This is a genomic window from Paenibacillus sp. 32O-W (assembly GCF_007679495.1).
GTDB lineage: Bacteria > Bacillota > Bacilli > Paenibacillales > NBRC-103111 > Paenibacillus_L > Paenibacillus_L residui.
This window is the reverse complement of the sequence record NZ_VEGP01000022.1, coordinates 33759-55999: the sequence shown is the minus strand read 5'-3', so window position 1 is coordinate 55999 and position 22241 is coordinate 33759. Positions and strand designations below refer to the sequence as shown.

The following is a 22241-nucleotide window of genomic DNA, read 5'->3' as shown; positions in this document are numbered from 1 at the left end:
TCTTTATTTCATCGGAAGGCCGCAGATCGTCATGATTGAACTTCATCGGTTTGACCTTTCCTTTCTCTTCTCCACTCCAGCAGGGAATCCAGCAAAATAAGAATAACTCCAATAACGATTGCGGAATCCGCTACATTGAATATAGGAAACGGATAGACGACCGGATTTCCGAACCAGTTGAAACGAAAGGTGAAATCGAGAAAATCGACGACCTCTCCGGATACGGCACGGTCAATAAAATTGCCGAGGGCACCGCCCAGAAGAAGGCTTAGGGCAAAGGGCAACAGCCGCTTGTTCTCACGGATGACCTTCCTCATATAAATCGAAATCCCGACAACGACTATCACGGTAGCAATGAGAAAAAACCATCGTTGGTTCGGCAAAATTCCAAAGGCAGCCCCGGTATTGCGGTGAGAAGTAATATGAAAAAAATCGCCGATGACCGAGAAAGACTCCCTCAGCTCCATATGTTTGACAATAAGCCGCTTGGTCCATTGATCCAAAGCGATGATAAGCAAAGAAATCAGATAATAGATCAAATAGTCAACCTCCCCGAACCCATGATTTCCTTGCGTACAAGGAATTACCTTCGTAAAACATGTTCTTTCGGCGCACAATATGGCGGAATACCTTGAAGGGAGCCGTCATAATGCACACCTTAACGGAAGAACAGAAACAACAAATTCAGCAATTGCTGAAGCAGGAATTAGAAGAGTTCAATAAACAAGTCACCGAAAACTCCCACTACGGATTGGGCGGGTCGCTGGGCGATTCAACAGGAGAGCTTTCCTCCTATGACAATCATCCGGCAGACATTGGCACGGAAGTTTTCGAACGCGGCAAGGACGTCGCCTTGAACGATAAAGCGGAGAAATATTTAGGCGATGTCCGTGACGCTCTGGATAGATTAAACTCCGGGCAGTATGGCACCTGCAGCGTTTGCGGCGAACCTATCCCTTATGACCGGCTGTTGGCCGTCCCAACCACCTTGTATTGTAAAGCTCACGTTCCTCAGAAAACCATATCTCAGCGCAGGCCCATAGAGGAAGAAATCCTGTCTCCCCCCTTCGGCAGAACCAGCCTGGACGAATTACCAAGCCAAAACCAGCTCGATGGCGAGGACGCCTGGCAGATAGTCGAAAGCTGGGGAACTTCGAACAGTCCTGCCATGGCTGAAGACCGGTATATCGACAGCTATGACGAAATGGAAATCGAAGCTAATGAGAACGATGGCTATGTCGAGGATTACGAAAGCTTCATAGCCACGGATATCTATGGCAAGGACGTTACGATTATTCGGAACAAAGCTTACCGAAATTATATGCACCAAGGTGAAGGCGAGCCTTTATTGGAAGACGAGCCTCCCAGCGATGAATTGGACTAGGGAAGTCCGCCGGAACCTGTGTTTAATAGGTTCTGCCTTCCAATTGTGCTTGAACATGCTTGACAATTTGCGCGATATAATCCCCAACGATGGGTAGATCCAATGCTCCCAGCGCCTGCAAAACGTACAGAAGAGTCGAGGTCAGCACGGTAAATCCGATCGCTATTCCTACTCCTCTGGCAATTCCGCCCACCAGATGGTTCCACAGCAGCTTGCGCGGCCGTTCGAGCAACTGGACATATTCGGCGAATCTGGCCTTCTCCATATTCAAGGCCAACTGCTCTATCCGTTCATTGAGCTCCCGGAGGATTTGATTCTGTTCATCGTTGGGGTTGGACATCTCGCTATCTCTCCTTACGGCTTACGGCTGCTGCTTGTAATGGGTATCGACCACTTCCGCACAGCGTGGGCACAGCGTCGGGTGAGCCTCGTTCCGGCCGACTTCGGGGGTCACGATCCAGCAGCGCTCGCATTTCTCCCCTTCCGCTGAAGCTACCTGAACAGCCAGATGACCGAATTTCATGGCTTCTTCCGGGATGTCTGCCCCAGTGTGAAGCTGAACGTCGGAAACGATAAATAACAGGTCCAGACGATCGAATTGGGATAAGAGCTTAGCTGTTTCCTCATCCGGATAAAGATGAAGGGAAGCCCCCAGAGAGTTGCCAATCACTTTCTGGTTTCTTGCTTCTTCCAACGCCTTGAAGACTTCATCCCGGATTTCCATGAATGCGGACCATTTTGCTTCCAGGGAAGGATCGAACAAGGAAGTATCCGGATCCGGTATTTCCGATAATTGGACGCTTTCTTCCTGCACCCCTGGAATATGCTTCCAAACTTCATCTGCGGTATGCGGAAGCAGAGGAGCAATCAATTTAGTTATTACCGTTAGGGCCTCATATAATACGGTTTGGGCGGCTCTGCGGCCCAAATCATCCGGAGCGCTGACGTACAGCCGGTCTTTCACAATATCCAGATAGAACGCGCTCATCTCTACGGCGCAGAAATGGTGCACGGCTTGATATACAATGTGAAAGTCATATTGGTCATAAGCCCGTATTACCCGTTCGTTCAAGCGATTTAAGTGAATAAGCGCAAAGCGGTCAAGCTCATTCATATCACTCGGGCTTACTTTGTCGCGGGCAGGATCGAAACCGTTCAGATTGCCGAGGAAGAAGCGAAGCGTATTCCGGATTTTACGGTACACCTCGGTAATCTGGTTAAGAATATTATCTGAGATGCGAACATCCGCCTGATAATCCACAGAAGAGACCCATAGCCGCAATATATCTGCCCCAAGCCGGTCGCAAACTTTCTTGGGATCTACCGTGTTGCCCAATGACTTGGACATTTTCCTTCCTTCGCCATCCAGAGTAAAGCCGTGGCTTAGAATGCCCCGGTAAGGAGCCTTCCCTCTAACGGCTGTCGCAGTAATCAGCGAGGAATTGTACCAGCCGCGGTATTGATCGGACCCTTCCAGGTATAGGTCCGCCGGCCATTGCAGCTCCGGACGGATTTCCAGAACCGCTGCATGGCTGGACCCGGAATCGAACCATACATCCATGATGTCCGTTTCTTTGCGGAATTCCGCATGGCCGCACTCCGGACAAGCCATCCCCTCCGGATGAAGCTCCGAAGCATTCTTTTCAAACCAGGCATTGGAGCCTTCCTGTTCAAAAATCGCAGCTACATGCTCAATGGTTTGTTCGTTAACGATCGGATGGTTGCATTTCGTACAGTAGAGGATCGGAATCGGAACTCCCCATGTCCGCTGTCTCGAGATACACCAGTCTCCGCGTTCCGCTATCATATTATGGAGGCGGATTTCTCCCCAATTCGGCGTCCACTTAATGTTTTTGATTTCCTCCAGCATGGCCTCGCGGAAACGGTCCACGGAGGCGAACCATTGCTCCGTTGCCCGATAGATGACAGGCTTCTTTGTACGCCAGTCATGGGCATATTGGTGCTGAATGGTCCCTTGCTTCAGCAGGCTTCCTTTTTGCGCCAGCAGCTCCATAATAGGCTCATTGGCTTTTTCATAGAACATTCCTTCATAGCCGGGGGCTTCCCCGGTAAACTTCCCTTGGTCGTTAATGGGGCACAATACACCGAGTCCATAGCGCTGCGAAATGTAGAAGTCATCCTCCCCGTGGCCAGGAGCCGTATGGACGCAACCGGTCCCTGCCTCAAGCGTGACATGCTCTCCCGTCATAACGAGGGAATCCCGGTCATAGAACGGGTGCCGGCAGACAATGTATTCCAATTCTGCTCCTTTGAACTTGTCCTTCACCTTCACATCCGTCCAGCCGATTTCCTTGGCCGCTGCTTCCAGCAAGCCTTCGGCCAGGACAAACTGACGGCCGTCCGCTTCGACAAGCACATAATCGAATTCAGGATGCACGCTGATTCCCAGGTTCGCAGGCAATGTCCATGGAGTCGTCGTCCAGATAACGATTTCCGCTTGAGCCGGTAATTTGCCTTTACCGTCCTTTACCTGAAAAGCAACATATATGGATGGTGAAGTCTTCTCCCGATATTCAATCTCCGCTTCCGCGAGGGCGCTCTCCGACGAAGGAGACCAGTAGACGGGTTTAAGCCCTTTATAGATGTATCCTTTGCGGACCATTTCACCAAAAACACGGATCTGCTGCGCCTCGTACTCGGGCTTCAAGGTGATGTACGGATTGTCCCAATCTCCGCGCACCCCTAACCGCTTAAACTGCGTCCGCTGCTTATCCACCCAATCCAGAGCATAGGCCTTGCAAGCCTCCCGGAATTCGGATACGGACATCTTCTTGCGGTCCGCCTTACCGCTGTTGGCAATCGCCTGTTCGATCGGCAAACCATGGGTATCCCAACCCGGCACATACGGAGCATCGAAGCCGCGAAGAGATTTGTATCGAACAATAATATCTTTCAAAATTTTATTCAAGGCATGACCGATATGAATATCTCCATTTGCATAGGGAGGTCCGTCATGCAGAATAAATTTCGGCTTCCCTTTCGCGTTGTCCTGTACTTTACGGTAAATGTCGATTTCATCCCACCATTGCTGAACCTTGGGCTCCGCTTGGGGCAAGTTGCCCCTCATCGGAAAGTCCGTTTTGGGAAGGTTTAATGTTTTGCCATAATCCATTGCTAATGTGCACTCCTTAACGAAAATATTTGTCTATATCGAAAAAACAAAAAAACTCCCATCCCCAAAGGGACGAGAGATGCTCGCGGTACCACCCTCTTAAGCTCCGAATTAATAGGCTCAATTATACAGCCATTCTATCCGGAACTCACTCAGGGATTGATAACGGAATCACCCGACGCTCTCTACTGAACCTTTCAAGAGAATACTCCTGGATGATATTCCGACGCTTCACGAATATTAGGCTCGCACCATCCCCTAATTCGCTGTTTCCGCTCCTGCGCCGTACTCGTTCCAGTCATCGTTTTCGGCAAATGTTAGTATTATTATGGAGTATAACGAAATTCGATAAGCCAGTCAACTTGAGGAGAGTTTCATCGAGTTGATGAAGAAGCCGGCTGCCGGCCATTGAAAAACGGCAAGCCGAAGTCGTCGGACTCTTGGCCGGTTTACTCTGGCCGGTTTATTCCTCCGTTCCCGTCTTGCCCTCGAGAACATCCCAGCTATCGCCATTCAGCAGCTCTAGCTGCGCCTCCAGCAGTGTGCGGAATCTCGTTCTGTAGACGGCGGCCTGCTTCTTCAGCTCCTCAATCTCCAGAGCGACCTTGCCGGACTTGACCAGGGACTCGTTGATGATCCGGTCCGCGTTCTTCTGCGCCTCCCGAATAATCAGCTCCGCTTCCTTCTTGGAGTTCGTCTTGACTTCATCCGCCGCCTCCTGGGCAACTATGATCGTCTTGCTGAGCGATTCTTCGATATTGGCGAAGTGGTCTAACTTTTCTTGCAAAGCTTGAGCTTGCTGCATCAATTCTTTATTTTCACGAATCAAGGCCTCGTAATCTTTAATAACCTGATCCAGAAATTCATTGACCTCGTCCTCATCATATCCTCTAAAAGCTCTCTTGAATTCCTTGTTATGTATGTCCAAAGGCGTTAACGGCATACTGCACCTCCACAATATGTACGTTCTAAACACGGCTTGATATTCATCGTAGAGTATTCGACAGAACTGGCGAAAATCCTGCACTGAGGCCAAAAAAATTAGCGATACTTGCCAATTCGGATCCTCAGCCTGCCTTTTTTCGTCCATCCTTCAATATCCAGCACCCGAAAACGGCCGAATCCCTGCAGCGAGACGACATCTCCGGCTTTAAGCACCTGGCTGGGATCCTCAATCACCTTCCAGTTGACCCGGCATCGTCCTGCTTTGATCGGAACCAATGCTTTAGCCCGGCTTAAGCGGAAGGCATCTCCAACAATCCCGTCCAAACGTAAAGAAGCCACCGTGAATTCCATTTCTTCCAGGACGGTCCGGGCAGGTTCCAACCGGCTTATCGGAATAATTTCCGTCTGAACATGGACACGATGTACTTGGTGGAGATGCAGGCGCATATAATCGCTTATTTCTTCGGCGACGACACAATGGCAGCCATGCTCATGCACATGGATATCTCCGATCTTATCCCGTTTGATCCCCAGACCGAGAATCGCTCCCATATAATCTCCGTGGTCCAATCCGCCGCCTCCCTTGCCGGAATCAACGGATAGGACAGCCAAACCGAATTCATCCTGCTCAATGACCTGATAGTCCGGAGCGATGATCGCCCTTTGACGTTCGGCTTCCGCATATCCTCCATTCATATGAAGAGCCGTATTCGACGAACGGTTCACAAGTGTCCGGAGAATATGAATCTGCCTCGGGTCGAGAAAGTCCGTTAACTTCGCCGTATGGCGGTTATCTGCCTTATCCACCCATTCCAATGCTCTATCTACGAAGGGATGCTCATCCGGATGAAAATGTGCAAACAACGAATTAACCATAGATGCTCCTAAAATCCTCCTACAATCATCTCAATGATTGCAAAAATCCCGTAGCCGACAAACCTCAGGGCAATAAGGGCGATGATAGGAGACAGGTCAAGCATGCCGCCAATCGGAGGAATAAACTTGCGGAAGATCGACAGATAGGGCTCCACTATCTTACCGAGCAGCTCTCCAATGAAGCTTTCACGCGCATTAGGCAGCCACGACAAGAGTACGTAAGCAATAATTAGATACGTGTAGATCTGAATAAGCGTGCCAATTAAACTGTTTATATCAGAAAGATTCAAACTGTTCACCTCTATTTGTTGTAGTCCGCCTCATCTTCTATCGAGTCTTTAATCGATCCCTGGATTTCCACGGTATCGGGGGTACATAGAAAGATGCTCGGACCGATCTTGGATATGGAGCCATTCAGCGCATAGACTGTCCCGCTCAGAAAGTCCACGATCCGTATCGCCTGATCGGAGCGGAGCCTCTGCAAATTAACGACGACAGGCCTGCGTGAGCGGAGATGATCTGCAATGTCTTGGGTTTCGTCATACGAACGGGGCTCGCTAAGAATAACGCGGATGTTCTTCTGCGAGTGGATGCTGACGATATTGTTTTTATTCTTACGTCCGTCGAACATATTCGGTTCGGGATCGGGGGTCGAATCCGCACCCCTTTCCTTCTCTACGACCTCTTCCTCTTCCTGCAGTCCGATAAAGTTCAAAAATTTGTTCATGACTCCCATACAAATTCCCTCCCTGCTCCTATTATTCCTTGCCGACAAGAATCGAACCTAAACGAACCCATGTCGCTCCTTCCTCTATCGCTACTTCAAAATCGTTAGACATCCCCATCGAGAGATGCCGGATCTCTTCCTTCAGAAGTGCTCGTTGATTGCATTCATCCCGCAGCTGGCGCAGCCCGCGGAACACCGGACGGGTGTCCTCCGGTTCGCTCTCATAGGGAGCCATAGTCATCAATCCGGCAACACGTATGAACGGAAACGACCTAACCTGCTCTATGAAAGGAAAAAATTGTTCCGGACTCAGTCCGTATTTGCTTTCCTCGCCGGAAATATTGACCTGGATCAAGCAATCCACAACGGTGTCCATCGCCTCTCCCCGCTTATTGATTTCCTTCGCCAGGGAAAGCCTGTCCAATGAATGGATATAACGAAACTTACCAACTACATCTTTAACCTTATTCGTCTGCAGATGTCCGATAAAATGCCATTCGACCCGGGAACCTAGAGCTTCCCATTTCGGCTTGACATCCTGCCACCGGTTTTCTCCAATCTTATCAAACCCAAGATCGACGACGGCGCGGGCGGTATCGAGGGATACGTATTTCGTTACCGCTATTATTTCCACGCTGTCCCTATCCCGGCCGCTTCTCCGGCAAGCTTCTGCAATCCGGAAACGAACCTGTTCGGCTCTTTCCTGCAGATTCATCTGGATTCACCTCTGTCTTCGTCTCATCTTAATCCAATCCAAGCGATCATTCTGCCGGTTAGTCCCTGTTCTTTACGATGGGAAAATAAAAGATCCGTTCGGCAACTGGTACATAACTTAGATATTTCGATACAAGATGGCAATATTCCTGCTTTTATCATAATTTGTCGGTTGATTTGTTGCAAGTCCAGCATGAATTTATTTGTTTTCTGCGTTTCCCGCAGCAGATTATCCTGTTGTTCGATTAGTTTTCCGTTCTCCAACCAGGCGAGAAGCCCCCGAACGCGTTCAGCCACCCGTTCGTCCACCTCATAGCAGCAGGGGCCGATAGAAGGCCCAATACAAGCCAGTATCTGCTCAGGCTTGCTGCCGAACGTTTCCTTCATCTTGTGTACGGTATGCCAAGCTATCCGGCCAACGGTGCCCTTCCAGCCGGCATGAGCGATTCCTGTAATCTGATGCTCGGGATCATAGAAGTATAGAGGAACGCAATCGGCAAACAATGCGGCCATCACGATTCCCCTGCGGTCGGTTATGAATGCGTCGGTTTCCTGTAGGGCGCTCTCCCGGTCTCTTGTCCCCCTGCCCGCATCTTCTTCCGTTATGACCGCAACCTCCGTCCCGTGCACCTGCTCGCCGTATGTCCAGCGTTCCAATGGAACACCGACCGCAGCCGCTACCCGGCTCCGGTTATGTATAACGTCTTCGGGACGGTCATCCACGTGAAGTCCCAAGTTGAGAGAGGCAAAGACCCCTTCACTTACTCCGCCCAAACGCGAAGTGAATCCGGCAGTCAGCTCCGGATACCGGTCCGTCCAAGACTGGATTGACCACAATTTCGGCTTGTCCGGTTCTTCTGAAATCCATTGAAAAGGCTCCATACCCTCTCCCCCTGTCCAATCGTTAATCCCTCTATCCATAGTATCACAGGTTCCGTCCGGAACGAAGCCCCGCAGAACAGGCATAATACCTTTCTCCAGGGCGCCCCGCACAAGCCTGCTTATCTTTCCCTGTAGGCAGGCCGGTATTCGGCCTGAGGGTCTCCCTCATCCGCCACCCGGTACGGTCGGGATTCATCCAGCTTGACCAGTACGACATCCATGCCGATCTTGACGATATTTCGCCACGGAATGACTACATCGGTCCCTCCGCCGAATAATCCGAAAAATTTGCTGTTGTTCGGAACGACAATCGACTCGATACGGCCTTGCCGGAGATCCAGCTCCAGATCGCTGATGACCCCCAGCTTTTTGCCGTCTACAATGTTGATTACGTCCTTCGATTGAAAATCGGAAATCTTCACTTCGCCTCACCACGATCCTTGTCATTTTACGGTTCGGATTGAAGCTGCCACTATTTAAATATATGTGCTGCCTGGGGAAAATGTCCTGTTTGCGGGAAAATAAAATACCGGCCTCCTCCAGGGAAGGCCGGTTTTGTTTAAACCTCTTAGGTTTTAACATGCTTTTGCATTTGCGATATGGCTGACTTCTCAAGTCTGGACACCTGAGCTTGAGAAATACCGATTTCTTCTGCGACCTCCATTTGCGTCTTGCCATCGTAAAACCGCATGGACAAGATCATTTTCTCCCGGTCATTGAGCTTGCGCATTCCTTCCCGGAGGGCAATCCCTTCGATCCAGGTTACATCCTTGTTGCGATCATCACTGATTTGGTCCATGACGTATATCGGATCTCCCCCGTCATGATAAATCGGCTCAAACAGCGAGACCGGGTCCTGAATAGCATCCAGAGCGAACACTACGTCTTCTTTAGGAACATTCAGAGCTTCGGAAATTTCGTAAATCGTCGGCTCCCGCGAATTCATATTTGTCAGATTATCGCGTACCTGCAGAGCCTTGTAGGCAATATCGCGGAGGGAACGCGACACTCGGATCGGGTTATTATCCCGTAAATAGCGCCTGATTTCGCCGATAATCATCGGGACGGCATAGGTTGAAAATTTCACATTTTGGCTTAAGTCGAAATTATCAATGGCTTTCATAAGGCCGATGCATCCTACCTGGAACAGATCGTCCACGAATTCTCCGCGGTTGTTGAATCGCTGGATAACGCTCAGAACCAATCTCAAATTGCCATTGACCAGCTTCTCCCTTGCAGTATGATCATTGTGTGTTTGCAGTTGGACAAAAAGCTCCCGCATCTCCGTATTTGTAAGCACAGGAAGTTTTGATGTATCCACACCACAGATTTCGACTTTATTTCGTGTCACCGTGATTACCTCCCAAGGAGCAACATTAATGTTAATTATCTCCTTGGGATCATTTTTTATGCGCGTATGAACGAGCCCTTAAATGGGCATAAGGCTGTGCCACAGCAGTCAAAAACGGCCCAACGGAGCCGTTTGTAAGCTCAAACCATTTTGTTAAATTCTTTACGCAGCCGTTTGATGATCCGCTTTTCCAACCGTGAAATATAAGATTGGGAAATTCCCAACAAATCGGCCACATCCTTCTGCGTTTTCTCCTCGCCGTCCTGCAGGCCAAAGCGAAGCTCCATAATGACCCGCTCCCTCTCGGACAATTTATCCAGAGCTTTATGCAGAAGCTTGCGGTCCACCTGCTCTTCAATGTTTCGGTATATGGTATCATTCTCAGTGCCGAGCACATCGGATAGTAGCAATTCATTCCCATCCCAATCAATATTCAGAGGCTCATCGAAGGAAACCTCGGTGCGGACCTTGCTGTTGCGGCGAAGATACATAAGAATCTCATTCTCGATGCAGCGGGAGGCGTAGGTGGCCAGCTTGATCTTTTTCTCCGGATCGAAGGTATTCACGGCCTTGATCAGTCCGATCGCCCCGATCGAAACCAAATCCTCGATATTGATTCCGGTGTTCTCGAATTTCCTTGCAATATATACGACAAGGCGCAAATTTCGTTCAATCAGCATCGCCCGGATGGCAGCGTCTCCGGATGGCAGCTTCTGCAGCAGAAACTCTTCTTCCTCGCGAGTCAGAGGTGGGGGCAGCGCTTCACTTCCGCCAATGTAATAAATTTCGTCGCCTTTCAAACCGATCATCAGCAATAACCGGTAATAGTAAATTTGCAGCGTCAGCTTCCATTTGTAAAGCATTGGGCACATCCTCCTCCAGAGCTTGCTTCCTTAATCCATCGGCAGGTTAAGCGGCTTTTTGACTTCAGCTTCCGTCGCTAATTTCCCATCCATCTTCGTTGCCGGGCTAAGGCTTCCCTGCTCTCTTACCTTCAAACTTCCTCCCTCTTCCCGGGAGACGACAAGATCCGGATGAATAATCGCCTCATATGAACCGTCAGCGCTCAGCTTGCCCGCATCCAATCCGATCAGTACCTTGCTGGTTACCAGATGCTTATCGTTGTAGCTAAGCGAGACCTCATCCGGCTTCACCGCCAGCATGAATTGCGTTGCTTTGTTGACTCCGCGGTAAGGAACGAGACGTATCCGGTCCGGCCACTCAAAATCCTCCTCCTGCATGGCCGCCACCATCCGGTCCACTTCAGAACGGCGAATATGGCGCACCCATTTCTCCGGCAGCCGGTCTCCCCATAGGGATGTCTCTACAACCATTACCGGGGTTTTCGTCAGCGGATCGTAGAGGCGGTTACCGGTATCGATCAGTCCCTTGCAGGTCAGGGTCAGATCATCCAGCTTGATGACCACTTCGGCTATATAAGCAGTCAATTCCTCTTTCCGTTTCGCCCCTTGAAACACACGCAAATAGAAAAAAAGAATAAAGGCCAAACCCAGTCCGACTATCCATAAATGGGTTTGGAAGGGAAATATCAGCCCCCCGGATGAAGTGACCAGAATCCCGTTCATTACGTCTAACGAGGGGAGGAAGAAATAATGTAATCCGTAAAGTCCTCCGGCAGCTACGAAATTGACGACATAGAACATTCCGAGATTCCGAAGGAACGGAAGCAGTCCGCGGTAAGAGAAAGCGGTTGTAATCATCCCGGCGGAAAAAAGGACTTTAGCTATAAAGGTATACATCACGGAGAGTTCGGGGATCAGCATAAAGACGGTATAGGACGCCCCGATAGCGGCTGCACCTGCCAGCCGGTGCCATCGGATATCCAGCTTTCTTGTCCAAGCTGTCGTCAGCAGCAGAGCCCCGTCAATGATGAAATTAAATAGGAAAATAAGATCCACATAAACTACCACTCTCCTATCCTCCTACCTTATCGCGACGGATGACCCCAGTATAATCCTTTCCCCCTCCAAAGTCTGTCTAACTGTGATGTACCATCCACAGTTTTTTTGTCGAAGTTAGAAAAGTATATGCGAAAATTGCAAGGAAATAACCCAAGCTGAAATAAAAAAAGCTCCAAACGAAAACAACAACAAAGCCTCTCTTGCTTCACTTGGAAACAAAAGAGGCTGGTCGGCAAATAAACTATTCAAGGTTATTCTTACCCCGGTTGCGCAAGAAGGTCGGAATATCCAGATGATCGCTGCTTGGCTGAGTCCCGAAAGGACGGATATTCGGCGTCCGAGTCGGCTCTGGAGCTGCATCGGATTGTCCCGGCTGCTTGCGCGGCGACGAAGAATGAGGCTTCGTTTCGAAGCCGGTCGCAATAACCGTTACTTTAATTTCTTCTTTATAGCTCTCGTCAATGATCGCTCCGAAAATGACATTCACTTCAGGATCAGAAGCGGCAAATACAATTTCCGCAGCCTCATTGACCTCATATAAGCTCAGGTTGGAACCGCCGGTAATATTCATGATAACCCCGCGGGCCCCTTCGATGGACGTTTCAAGCAAAGGACTCATAATTGCTTTCTTGGCGGCTTCCGCAGCGCGGTTCTCGCCGGTTCCCATGCCGATTCCCATTAAAGCTGAGCCTCTCTCGGTCATGATGGTCTTAACGTCGGCAAAATCCAGGTTTATCAAACCTGGTACCATGATCAAGTCGGAAATCCCTTGAACCCCTTGACGAAGAACGTTGTCCGCTTCGCGGAATGCCTCTATCATAGGAGTCTTCTTGTCTACCATCTCCAACAGGCGGTCATTAGGAATGACAATCAGAGTGTCGACCTTTTCCTTAAGGGTAGAAATTCCGAGCTCCGCCTGGGCTTGACGCTTGCGCCCTTCGAAAGTGAACGGACGGGTAACAACGCCGACTGTCAACGCACCGCATTCCTTGGCGATCTCGGCAATAACCGGAGCTGCCCCCGTACCCGTTCCGCCTCCCATTCCTGCAGTAACGAAAACAAGATCGGCCCCTTTCAGCACCTGGGTAATCGCTTCGCGGGATTCCTCAGCCGCCTTCTTACCGACCTCCGGATTCGCACCCGCACCCAAGCCGCGAGTCAGTTTCTCGCCAATCTTCAGCTTGGTTTCGGATTTCGCAAGATTTAGAGCCTGCGCATCCGTATTGACCGTTATAAATTCTACACCTTGAATTCCGTTCTCTATCATTCGATTGACAGCGTTGCTTCCACCGCCGCCAACACCGATTACTTTAATAGTGGCCATTTGATCCAATTCCAAATCAAATTCAAACATAGCGCTTATTATCCTCCTCACCCATACTGTTGAAACACTTGAATAAGGCCTAACACCGGCTGCTGCAATCTTATAGAATTAGTACTAGATAAGTTCGCTTAACCAGTTTTTGAATCTTTCAAACCACCCCGGTTGTTTGGACTGGCTTTTCTTGGGGACTGTTTTCTTGGGGGCTGCTGCAGCACTGCGTGTACGGAACGATCTAGTGAGGAATATAATAATGCCGACGCCGCTGGTATAGGATGGATCGCGCACGCCAATATAATCGGGTGCGGCAATTCTTACCGATGTGGCCAACTCCTCCTGGGCTACCGACAACATTCCCGGCATGGACATCGTTCCGCCGGTGAGCACAAATCCGCCGAGAGGATCGCTGTAACCCATGCGGGCCGCTTCGGCGCGGATTAATTGCAGCATCTCTCGAACTCTAGGCTCTATAATGTTGGCTAGATCTACTTGGGAGAATTCCTTCTCCGTATTACTGCCGATCCTCGGCACCTTAAAGACCTGATCCGCTGCCGAATCTTTCACGGCGGCACAGGCGAATTTAAGCTTGATCTTCTCCGCATTCTCCAATTGTGTGTGAAGACCGATGGAAATATCGTTCGAGATGAATTCTCCCCCGATAGGAAGTGTGGAAGTCGCTGCCAGGGTACCATTCTCAAATACGGAAATCGTCGTAGCACCCGCTCCGATATCAGCAAGTACTGTCCCGATCATCTTCTCGTCCTTGGACAGCGTCATTGTCCCCGCTCCCAAGGACATGAGAACGAGATCAGCCACGTTAAGACCCGCTTTCTCCACGACACGACGCAGATTATGTATAGCCGTCTTGGCACCGGTGATAATCGTAGCTTCCACTTCCAGGCGTACACCAATCATTCCCCTGGGATCCTGAATCCCTTCCAGGCCATCGACCAGATACTGCTGGGGAACGACTCCGATGATCTCCCTTTCCGGAGGAAGGGCAATTACTCTCGCCGCCTGAAGCACCCGTTCGATATCTTCCTCTCCGATCTCACGATCCTCGTTGCTGACAGCAACTACGCCGTGACTAGTTTGCAAGCCGATATGGTTGCCGGATATGCCGACATAAACGTCTGATATTTGGATGCCCACCATGCGCTCCGCATGGTCGACCGCATTGCGTATTGACTGTACGGTTTGATCAATATCGACAATGGAACCTTTGCGAATGCCTTCGGATTCCGAGGAGCCGACTCCAATGATATTGATCGATCCGTTCGCTACTTCCCCGATGATGACTCGAACCTTGGAAGTACCAATGTCCAAACTGACTATGACGTCATTGTTGCTCAATCCTAGGCACCTCCTGTTGCTTGTCCGTATTGCAGTCTATTTAGACCTCTGTACATATTCAACATGGTTCTTGTATTCCCTCTTTTTTTAGCGATTTTTTATATAGTAAATTATTCCTATCGTCACAGAAATTCCATAATATCAATTTTATCATTATTGACTACCAAAGAGTAGTCTATTTTTATCTTTTTTTAGCATCTTTTTGTCCTTTGGAAGCCTTGGAGTTTTCGTTGTTGTCAAAAGGAATTCCCCTGTCTTGCTCCATTAAAATCAGCTCTCCGGACAGAACACCCTGCTCCCTCCATTCGGCGATCAGAACCCCCAAATATTGCAGCTTATCCTGCAAATATTGGATTCGTGTGGATACCTCATATTGCGACTTTGTATAGATTCTGATCTTATCCTCATAGGCAGCTGTCGGCTCTGGGACGATCTCGGAAATATCTGCGAGCAAAGGATCGGGAATGTCGGCTAATACGGCGCATAGCTTAAGCTTCATCGGATTATCGTTCGCCCAGCCGCTCAGAATGGGTTTATCCAGAGGAATAGGCCGATCCTGGATCGGAAAGGCACTGCCGTCAGCCAGCAAAGCTTCCCTCTCGCCGTCAGCGTTGATTTGATAGGCTACCCTTTTGTATTCCTTCACCTTGATCGTAACTTCCCCGGGGAAATTCTTGGTGATCTCGACCTCTTCAATCATATCGAGTGAGCGGATAAGTTCTGCGGTTCTATGAGTATCTATCAGAAAAAAGCTGTCGCCTATCTGAATATTGGAGGCTTGTCCAATTTGCTCGGAGGGCACCATCTCGTTGCCGGAAATTTCGATAACCGAAATTTTGCTTATGGAAGATTGAAAAAACAGAATGGCCAACACCGTCAGAAAAAAAACGACTAGAAGAGCAATCAGCCTCCGGCCCCCGCTTCTGCGGGGCCTTTCGGGTTTGATCGCGGGCACTTTGAGTTCCACAGACAACTTAACACCTTCCTGGTTCTCCGGCTGCAAAACGTCCTCATCCCTTCCTACAGTCAGGAAGGGACTCGGAGCAGCCTTGATGGTCAAGATAAGAGGGATTTGCTGGGAACCTCTGTATACCGGCTTACCTTGGCTCCCAGTTGGCCGAGCAACAGTTCAATTCTATCATAGCCTCTATCAATATGATGCACCTGCTCGACGACCGTCGTGCCGCGCGCAGCCAGACCGGCTATCACCAGTGCCGCACCGGCCCTCAAATCGGTTGATTCGACAGTTGCGCCATATACCCGCGGCACACCGCGAATAAAGGCGGAGTTCAAATCAGTGCGAATATCGGCCCCCATTCTGGATAATTCGTCAACGTGTTTGAATCTACCGTCGAATATCGTTTCTTTAATTATACTAATACCTTCCGCCAAAGATAGCAGAACCATCATTTGGGGCTGTAAATCGGTAGGGAAGCCAGGATAAGGCGCCGTTACTACCCGTTCGACTGCTTTCGGCCGCGTATGGCAGGTTACATTTATTATATCATCGTCCGTAGTCACTTGAACACCTGCCCGCTTAAGCACATGGGTAACGGATGTCAAATGAGCGGGATTTACGTTCTCCAGAGTCACATTGCCTCTTGTAACCGCGGCCGCCATCATCATCGTCCCCGTCACTATCCGGTCCGGAATGACTTTATAGGTCGTCGGAGTCAGTTTCGGGACCCCTTCTATCGTGATGGTATCCGTTCCGGCACCGATCATTTTGGCACCCATGGTGATCAAATAATTTTGCAGATCTACAATTTCCGGTTCCCTGGCCGCATTGTAAATCGTCGTAATGCCTTCCGCCATGGCGGCCGCCATCATAATATTCTCTGTAGCTCCAACGCTAGGAAAATCCAGCACGATATCAGCGCCCTTCAACCGTTTGGCCCAACAAACGATCGTATGGCCCGACTCTTCCACTACGGCCCCAAGTGCCTGAAGCCCTTGCAGATGGAGATTGATTTTCCGTTCACCGATGGCGCAGCCTCCCGGCTGATAAATCTGTACTTTACCGAACCTCGCCAACAGCGGGCCCATAAGAAAAACAGACGATCTCATTTGTTTCATTAATTCTTCCGGGATATGAGAAGAATTGGCCGACGACGTATCCACGGTCACGGTGTCGCCCCTAAGCTCCGCCCTACAGCCCAGGGCGCGTAAAATGTCCAGCATAACGTGGATATCCAGCAGATCAGGTACGTTCTCAATGGTATGTGTTCCTTCTGCCATGATGCTTGCGGCAAGAACGGGCAATGCTGCGTTTTTCGCGCCGTGAATCCGTATGGTTCCCGAGAGAGGTTTCCCGCCTTCGATCACCAACTTTTCCAATGTTTCACCTCCGAATTACCGTTCACCCACCACCATAACTTCAGGAACCAGCTCCACATTGTATTTTTCCACGATTATGGCTCTAATCTTATCAATGAGGGTGAGCACGTCTTGAGCTGTCGCCTGCCCGGTATTAACGATAAAATTGGCATGAAGCGTCGATATTTCCGCTCCTCCCACGCGCATTCCTTTAAGGCCTGCTTCTTCAATTAATTTGGCCGCATACTGATTTGCGGGATTGCGAAATACGCTTCCTGCGCAAGCCAATTGCAAGGGCTGCGTCCGGAGCCGTCTTTCTTTATGCGCCGCAAACGCGTGCGCCAGCTCCTTACAGTCTCCTTGTTTCAGCTCCAGCACCGCTTCCGTCACTATGCCCCGCTTAGTCTGCAGAATAGACGTGCGGTATGAGTAACAAAGCTCTTCATTTCGCATGGTTACCAATTCTCCGTTATCGAACAGGACTTCAGCTTGCTTGAGAATGCGCGACATCTCCGACCCGTGTGCCCCTGCATTCATGTAGACAGCTCCCCCGATGCTACCCGGTATGCCTCCAGCGAATTCGAGTCCGGCCAACCCGTTCTTTGACGCTATGGCAGACAGCTTGATGAGAGAATACGCTCCCCCCGCATATACCGTAGTTCCTTCAAAGCGGGCATAATCCAAAGCTTCCCCCAGCTTGATGACGACCCCGCGTATCCCCTTGTCGGTGACAAGAAGATTAGAGCCTCTGCCCAGTACAAACCAGGGCACACGATGTTGTTGGATTATCCGGATCGTCTCCATCAGCTGTTCCTTATTCTCGGGTTGGACGAACACATCGGCAGGTCCGCCGATTTTCCAATAAGTGTGAGGCGCCATTGGCTCATCACATTGAATATCGTTGACGCCGGCAGCCCGTAAATCAGTTATAACCTGTAGCACTGGGATATACCCTCCTTAACAAGATCGTGGGCAAAAAACCAGTCGGTCGAGCGAATATGGGCCTCTTTTTAGCTGCCGACTGGTCCGGGTGTTTGTCACGGTTATAGTGTATCTTATGTAAATTTACAGAGAGTGTGACAACAGCCCAATCATTGCTTTTCTGCCCTGTGAAAGTTTCAATGTTGCCAATTTCGGTTGTATCAAAACATCCGTATAGTATCGAAAGCTTCGCTTATGCGAACCCAAACGTGCAAATACCGTCCTGACAGGCTTGTCCCTAACAATTCCAAGCAAAAAAGTCATCCATATGAAAACCATCTATCGTTATTCACACCATTTCCAACTCTATACATGAAAAGCCCGTCATCGTTTAGAAGAGATGACCGCCTTCCGTATGCCGGGACTGGACCTGGTGAACTAACTTAGCGCATTCCGCCAAGCGGGCCGAGGCCGACATGGGAACCGATCATCTGCCATGCAGTTCCGGGAACGCGTGCCGGGAGAGGCGGGCATCGATAAAGAGCAGCCACTATGGAAGCATTTAATATTGGCCCAAACCTCCCGGAATAGAGTGCCTCCGCTTCCCGTTCCACCTCTTTGCCACTCTGTCACCAGGCCTATGGAAATCGTGGAAATAACGATACGATAAAGATTATCGCTGCTTTCCGATAAAAACTAGACCTCCATCTGCTTTCCCTAGCTTCTATTCAAGCCGGTAAACCGGGTTAGCCTTCTAAGGGCCCGACTGTTGCAGTGCCACGGCCCTTCAAGCTCACCTGACTCCTGCCGTGAATTTATCGGGAATAACGCGAGATATTCAACAAGATTCCAATGGATGTAAGCATCAACGTCAACGAAGAGCCCCCATAGCTGATCAATGGAAGAGTTATTCCGGTAACCGGCATCATGCCGATGACTACGCCGATATTGATAATGACCTGTACGGCTACCATACCGGCTACTCCGACCGCCAACAAACTTCCGAAAGTATCCGGAGCCGCTATGGCCGTTCTCAGCCCTCTCCAGACCAGGATTGCGAACAGAATAAGCACTGTCGCTCCGCCTATGAATCCCAGCTCCTCGCCGATGATAGAGAAAATAAAGTCCGTCTGCGGCTCCGGCAAATAATTATACTTCTGCAAGCTGTTGCCAAAGCCGAGGCCGCTAAGTCTGCCCGGCCCAATGGCGTACATCGATTGGATGGATTGATAGCCGGCTCCCAGCGGATCCTGCCAGGGATCCAGGAACGCAGTGATTCTCTGCAACCGGTATGGGGCAGCGAGTATCAACCCTACCAAACCGGCCACCCCGATCAGTGCCAGCATAGATAGATGAGCTATGCGGGCACCGGCCGTATAAATAATCAACAGAGAGGCCCCTACCAGCACCGCGCCCGTACCCAGATCCGGCTGCAGCATAATCAACCCGAAAGCCGTTCCCATAATTAGCAAGGGAGGCATTAATCCTTTAGTAAATTGTGTAATCTTGTTCTGTTCCTCCGACAGAAGCTTTGCCAAAAAGAGAATCATCCCTATTTTCATAAACTCGGAGGGCTGAATACCGAAAGAGCCGATTCCAAGCCAGCTTCTCGCTCCTCCGCGCACCACTCCTAGTCCCGGTATTAGCACGACAAGCAGGAGCACAAAACAAACAATCAAGCCGATTTTCGCATATTTTTTCCATACCCAATAGTCGATGTTCATCATGGCGAACATCGCCAGGATGCCCAGCACTGCAAACAAAAGCTGCCTCTTTACATAGTAATAAGAGTCGCCGAAATCATGAAATGATAGTACCGAGCTCGCACTGTAGACCATCACCACTCCAATGGCCAGCAGCAGCAAAGTCGCAAGCATCATCAGCGCATCGGGGGCGGACCGTGCTTTTCCCATGTCCTCACACCTCTCACCATCAATGTGGGGACAGCCAAGGCTTGGTTATCCCTTGTTAAAGGTTATGCACGGACTCTTTAAACATTCGTCCCCGTTCTTCGAATGAGGGAAACATGTCCCAACTTGCGCATGCCGGTGATAAAAGGACCACATCCCCGGGTTCCGCCAGCTCTTCCGCATACTTGACCGCCTGCGCCAACGTTTCGGACGGGCTACTCCCATTATCAACCAAACGAACCCGGGTCATTCCTGCCGATCGGGCCACGTTGGCTAATTTGTCACGGGTTTCCCCGAGAAAAACAGCCGCCTTTACCTTATCCCGCAGATAAGGCTCCAATTCCCGATAATCCATCTCCTTATCGGTCCCCTGTCTGTCCATCCCCCCGGCAATCAGCACGATAGGTTGATCAAATACTTCGAGCGCCTTGATCGTAGCCGCCGGATTGGTCGCCTTGGAATTATTGTAGTAGGCAATGTTCCGGCAAGTCCTAACATATTCCAGGCGGTGCTCTACGCCGCGAAATTCACGCAGCGACTCGGTAATATAAGGCAAGGGCACGCCCGCGGCGATAGCAATAGCCGCTGCGGCCAAACCGTTCCCTACGTTAAAATCTCCGGGGATACCAATCTCCTCCGCCCGGATTATGGGATGAACCGTTCCTTCTGAATCCCGGTAGACTATATCCCTCTCCAGCCTTCCGGTTTCCGCGTGTCTGCGCAGGTATACCCCTTCCTCCAACTCTTCTTTCATGGAGAAGGGGAATACCCTTGCCTGCACTTTAGAGCTGAGGAGGCGGCATTCGGTATCGTCCCAATTCAATACGGCAATATCCTCTTTATATTGATTCGCAAAGAGCTTCGCTTTAGAGGCCGTATAATCCGACATGGTGCCGTGGTAATCCAGATGCGTCTCATAAACATTCAGCAAGCAAGCTATGCGCGGACGGAACTGATCGGTACCCTTCAATTGAAAGCTGCTCAGTTCCGCCACAAGCCAATGATCTTTAGTAGCATCATTAGCGGCATCACACAAGGCCCGTCCAATATTGCCGGCAACGATCGGAGACTTGCCTGCCTTAGCCAGCATTTCTCCGACCCATGTCGTCGTAGTTGTCTTCCCGTTGGAACCGGTAATGCCGATGATCGGGGCTTCACTTAACTGATAAGCGACCTCAACTTCAGTCACTACTTCTATTCCAAGCTCCAGAGCTTTCCTAACCGGCTCCGCCCCATAAGGAATGCCCGGGTTCTTGACAACCAGAGCTACACCTTCATGAATCAAGGAATCCGGATGGCCTCCGCAAACAACAGAAATACCCAGCGCCTCCAACGGGTCGGCCTCCGGGCATTGATTACGATCTTTACGGTCATTAACCGTTACCTTGGCTCCAAGCTCATGAAATCGAACGGCTGCAGCCATTCCGCTCTTGGCCAGGCCCAGCACAATCACTTCTTGATTCTTATACTCTCTTGGATGCTTCATATGCTAGAACACCTCATTTAGATAAAGTCCGAACGCGGCAAGCAGAAATCCGACCACCCAGAATGTCGTGACGACCCTCCACTCGGACCAGCCGACCAATTCAAAATGATGATGGATCGGGCTCATCTTGAAAACCCGTTTACCGGTCGTTTTGAACGAAATCACTTGAATGATGACCGACAATATTTCGATCACGAACACCCCTCCGATAATGAGCAGCAGCAGTTCGGTATGGGTTAACACGGCCGCGGCGACCAACCCTCCTCCGATCCCGAGAGATCCGGTGTCGCCCATGAACACTTTCGCAGGATGCGCATTGTAGACCAGGAAGCCAAGCACCGCGCCGACCATCGCCGCATTGAACACTGCGATATCCGGACTATGCAGCTTCATGGCTATAATGACAAAGGCCCCGAAAGCAATTGCGCTCGTTCCCGCAAGCAAGCCGTCCAATCCATCCGTGAAGTTGACGGCGTTGGACATGCCCATCATCAGAAGGATAACGAAAATGTAATAGAACCAGCCAAGCGGAATAGCCGCATCGAAGAAAGGAATTTGTACCTCCGTCGGATGATCGATCCGGTATAACAGAAAGCAGACGATCCCCGAAACAATCAGCTGGCCGGCTAATTTCTGCTTGGCCGTCAGCCCTAGCGAACGTTTGAATACGATCTTAATATAGTCATCCAGGAAGCCTACCAGTCCAAAGCCTAGTGCAGCAACCAATAATATGACAAGCTCGGGGGTTTTATCGGCAAAACGAAGCGCCGCAATCGCAAGAGCCAGCAGAATGATAGTTCCCCCCATCGTGGGAGTTCCTGCTTTTTTCTGATGAGCCTGCGGGCCTTCCTTGCGGATTTGCTGGCCAAACTTCAATGCCCGCAATACCGGGATAAGCAGCGGGCCTGCCAACAAAGCCAACACGAAGGCGGCGCCGAGAGGAAACATTATTTCTTTAAAATCAATCACGATAAACCCTCCTGAATCCAGTCCCGTTAGA

Annotated in this window: 22 protein-coding genes and 1 other annotated feature; of the genes, 1 reads left to right on the top strand and 21 read right to left on the bottom strand. The window is 50.2% G+C overall.

The features are described 5' to 3' along the window. Nucleotides 1–29 precede the first annotated feature (29 nt). Complete coding sequence (gene lspA / locus FS806_RS11070) at nt 30–539, bottom strand: signal peptidase II (protein WP_144935895.1); 510 nt, start codon at nt 537–539, stop codon at nt 30–32. Between the two features lie 110 nt (nt 540–649). On the opposite strand from lspA, the gene FS806_RS11065 reads away from it, so the two are divergent. Beyond that, nucleotides 650–1384 carry a TraR/DksA C4-type zinc finger protein gene (locus FS806_RS11065; RefSeq protein WP_144935892.1) on the top strand — a complete coding sequence of 245 codons (735 nt, stop codon included), beginning with the start codon at nt 650–652 and terminating at the stop codon, nt 1382–1384. A gap of 22 nt (nt 1385–1406) precedes the next feature. Here FS806_RS11065 and FS806_RS11060 read toward each other — a convergent pair whose 3' ends face one another. The 20 genes from FS806_RS11060 to mraY all read right to left on the bottom strand — a co-directional run bounded on the left by FS806_RS11060 (nt 1407) and on the right by mraY (nt 22207). Then, the gene (locus FS806_RS11060) at nt 1407–1724 is read right to left on the bottom strand and encodes a DUF5665 domain-containing protein (RefSeq protein ID WP_144935890.1); all 318 of its coding nucleotides are present in this window, start codon (nt 1722–1724) and stop codon (nt 1407–1409) included. A gap of 21 nt (nt 1725–1745) precedes the next feature. Then, nucleotides 1746–4517 (bottom strand): isoleucine--tRNA ligase, encoded by a 2772-nt coding sequence (gene ileS, locus FS806_RS11055; RefSeq protein ID WP_144935887.1) that lies wholly within the window; start codon nt 4515–4517, stop codon nt 1746–1748. A gap of 65 nt (nt 4518–4582) precedes the next feature. Continuing rightward, nucleotides 4583–4828 (bottom strand) — a binding site (T-box leader). A 152-nt stretch (nt 4829–4980) separates the two neighbouring features. Continuing rightward, on the bottom strand, nt 4981–5460 hold the full coding sequence (locus FS806_RS11050; RefSeq protein WP_144935884.1) for a DivIVA domain-containing protein: 480 nt from the start codon (nt 5458–5460) through the stop codon (nt 4981–4983). A gap of 98 nt (nt 5461–5558) precedes the next feature. Then, nucleotides 5559–6338 (bottom strand): YlmH family RNA-binding protein, encoded by a 780-nt coding sequence (locus tag FS806_RS11045; protein WP_144935881.1) that lies wholly within the window; start codon nt 6336–6338, stop codon nt 5559–5561. 8 nt (nt 6339–6346) lie between these two features. Continuing rightward, nucleotides 6347–6628: a YggT family protein gene (locus FS806_RS11040; protein ID WP_225312713.1), complete on the bottom strand. Its 282-nt coding sequence runs from the start codon at nt 6626–6628 to the stop codon at nt 6347–6349. A gap of 11 nt (nt 6629–6639) precedes the next feature. Beyond that, nucleotides 6640–7074, bottom strand: a complete 435-nt coding sequence (locus tag FS806_RS11035) for a cell division protein SepF (RefSeq protein WP_144935878.1) — start codon at nt 7072–7074, stop codon at nt 6640–6642. 22 nt (nt 7075–7096) lie between these two features. Then, the gene (locus tag FS806_RS11030) at nt 7097–7780 is read right to left on the bottom strand and encodes a YggS family pyridoxal phosphate-dependent enzyme (RefSeq protein WP_144935876.1); all 684 of its coding nucleotides are present in this window, start codon (nt 7778–7780) and stop codon (nt 7097–7099) included. 23 nt (nt 7781–7803) lie between these two features. Next, entirely contained in the window at nt 7804–8745 is a 942-nt protein-coding gene (gene pgeF / locus FS806_RS11025) for a peptidoglycan editing factor PgeF (protein WP_313960580.1), read from the bottom strand. Between the two features lie 35 nt (nt 8746–8780). Continuing rightward, a complete protein-coding gene (locus FS806_RS11020) occupies nt 8781–9083 on the bottom strand; it encodes a YlmC/YmxH family sporulation protein (protein ID WP_144935873.1) in 303 nt (100 codons plus the stop codon). Nucleotides 9084–9229: 146 nt separating this feature from the next. Beyond that, nucleotides 9230–10012: an RNA polymerase sporulation sigma factor SigG gene (gene sigG / locus FS806_RS11015; protein ID WP_144935870.1), complete on the bottom strand. Its 783-nt coding sequence runs from the start codon at nt 10010–10012 to the stop codon at nt 9230–9232. A 140-nt stretch (nt 10013–10152) separates the two neighbouring features. Then, the gene (gene sigE / locus FS806_RS11010) at nt 10153–10875 is read right to left on the bottom strand and encodes an RNA polymerase sporulation sigma factor SigE (RefSeq protein WP_144935867.1); all 723 of its coding nucleotides are present in this window, start codon (nt 10873–10875) and stop codon (nt 10153–10155) included. A 30-nt stretch (nt 10876–10905) separates the two neighbouring features. Next, entirely contained in the window at nt 10906–11943 is a 1038-nt protein-coding gene (gene spoIIGA, locus FS806_RS11005) for a sigma-E processing peptidase SpoIIGA (protein ID WP_144935864.1), read from the bottom strand. A gap of 232 nt (nt 11944–12175) precedes the next feature. Further along, the gene (ftsZ, locus tag FS806_RS11000) at nt 12176–13288 is read right to left on the bottom strand and encodes a cell division protein FtsZ (protein ID WP_144935861.1); all 1113 of its coding nucleotides are present in this window, start codon (nt 13286–13288) and stop codon (nt 12176–12178) included. A gap of 84 nt (nt 13289–13372) precedes the next feature. Then, nucleotides 13373–14608 (bottom strand): cell division protein FtsA, encoded by a 1236-nt coding sequence (ftsA, locus tag FS806_RS10995; RefSeq protein WP_144935859.1) that lies wholly within the window; start codon nt 14606–14608, stop codon nt 13373–13375. 181 nt (nt 14609–14789) lie between these two features. Continuing rightward, nucleotides 14790–15668 (bottom strand): cell division protein FtsQ/DivIB, encoded by an 879-nt coding sequence (locus tag FS806_RS10990; RefSeq protein ID WP_222126639.1) that lies wholly within the window; start codon nt 15666–15668, stop codon nt 14790–14792. Next, nucleotides 15665–16945 (bottom strand): UDP-N-acetylglucosamine 1-carboxyvinyltransferase, encoded by a 1281-nt coding sequence (gene murA, locus FS806_RS10985; RefSeq protein ID WP_144935852.1) that lies wholly within the window; start codon nt 16943–16945, stop codon nt 15665–15667. The genes FS806_RS10990 and murA overlap by 4 nt, the downstream gene beginning before the upstream one ends. A 15-nt stretch (nt 16946–16960) precedes the next feature. After that, nucleotides 16961–17866 (bottom strand): UDP-N-acetylmuramate dehydrogenase, encoded by a 906-nt coding sequence (gene murB / locus FS806_RS10980; RefSeq protein WP_144935849.1) that lies wholly within the window; start codon nt 17864–17866, stop codon nt 16961–16963. A 794-nt stretch (nt 17867–18660) separates the two neighbouring features. Then, nucleotides 18661–19758, bottom strand: a complete 1098-nt coding sequence (gene spoVE, locus FS806_RS10975) for a stage V sporulation protein E (RefSeq protein WP_144935846.1) — start codon at nt 19756–19758, stop codon at nt 18661–18663. A gap of 55 nt (nt 19759–19813) precedes the next feature. Then, nucleotides 19814–21241 (bottom strand): UDP-N-acetylmuramoyl-L-alanine--D-glutamate ligase, encoded by a 1428-nt coding sequence (murD, locus tag FS806_RS10970; RefSeq protein WP_144935843.1) that lies wholly within the window; start codon nt 21239–21241, stop codon nt 19814–19816. Between the two features lie 3 nt (nt 21242–21244). Continuing rightward, entirely contained in the window at nt 21245–22207 is a 963-nt protein-coding gene (mraY, locus tag FS806_RS10965; RefSeq protein ID WP_144935920.1) for a phospho-N-acetylmuramoyl-pentapeptide-transferase, read from the bottom strand. Nucleotides 22208–22241 lie beyond the last annotated feature (34 nt).

Coding starts and splice junctions, on each gene's coding strand:
- ileS (WP_144935887.1), bottom strand. CDS start 4,517: ATGGATTATGGCAAAACATTAAACCTTCCCAAAACGGACTTTCCGATG.
- murD (WP_144935843.1), bottom strand. CDS start 21,241: ATGAAGCATCCAAGAGAGTATAAGAATCAAGAAGTGATTGTGCTGGGC.
- FS806_RS11035 (WP_144935878.1), bottom strand. CDS start 7,074: ATGGGAGTCATGAACAAATTTTTGAACTTTATCGGACTGCAGGAAGAG.
- pgeF (WP_313960580.1), bottom strand. CDS start 8,745: ATGCCTGTTCTGCGGGGCTTCGTTCCGGACGGAACCTGTGATACTATG.
- FS806_RS11060 (WP_144935890.1), bottom strand. CDS start 1,724: ATGTCCAACCCCAACGATGAACAGAATCAAATCCTCCGGGAGCTCAAT.
- FS806_RS11065 (WP_144935892.1), top strand. CDS start 650: ATGCACACCTTAACGGAAGAACAGAAACAACAAATTCAGCAATTGCTG.
- spoVE (WP_144935846.1), bottom strand. CDS start 19,758: ATGGGAAAAGCACGGTCCGCCCCCGATGCGCTGATGATGCTTGCGACT.
- FS806_RS11045 (WP_144935881.1), bottom strand. CDS start 6,338: ATGGTTAATTCGTTGTTTGCACATTTTCATCCGGATGAGCATCCCTTC.
- sigE (WP_144935867.1), bottom strand. CDS start 10,875: ATGCTTTACAAATGGAAGCTGACGCTGCAAATTTACTATTACCGGTTA.
- ftsZ (WP_144935861.1), bottom strand. CDS start 13,288: ATGTTTGAATTTGATTTGGAATTGGATCAAATGGCCACTATTAAAGTA.
- FS806_RS11050 (WP_144935884.1), bottom strand. CDS start 5,460: ATGCCGTTAACGCCTTTGGACATACATAACAAGGAATTCAAGAGAGCT.
- FS806_RS11030 (WP_144935876.1), bottom strand. CDS start 7,780: ATGAATCTGCAGGAAAGAGCCGAACAGGTTCGTTTCCGGATTGCAGAA.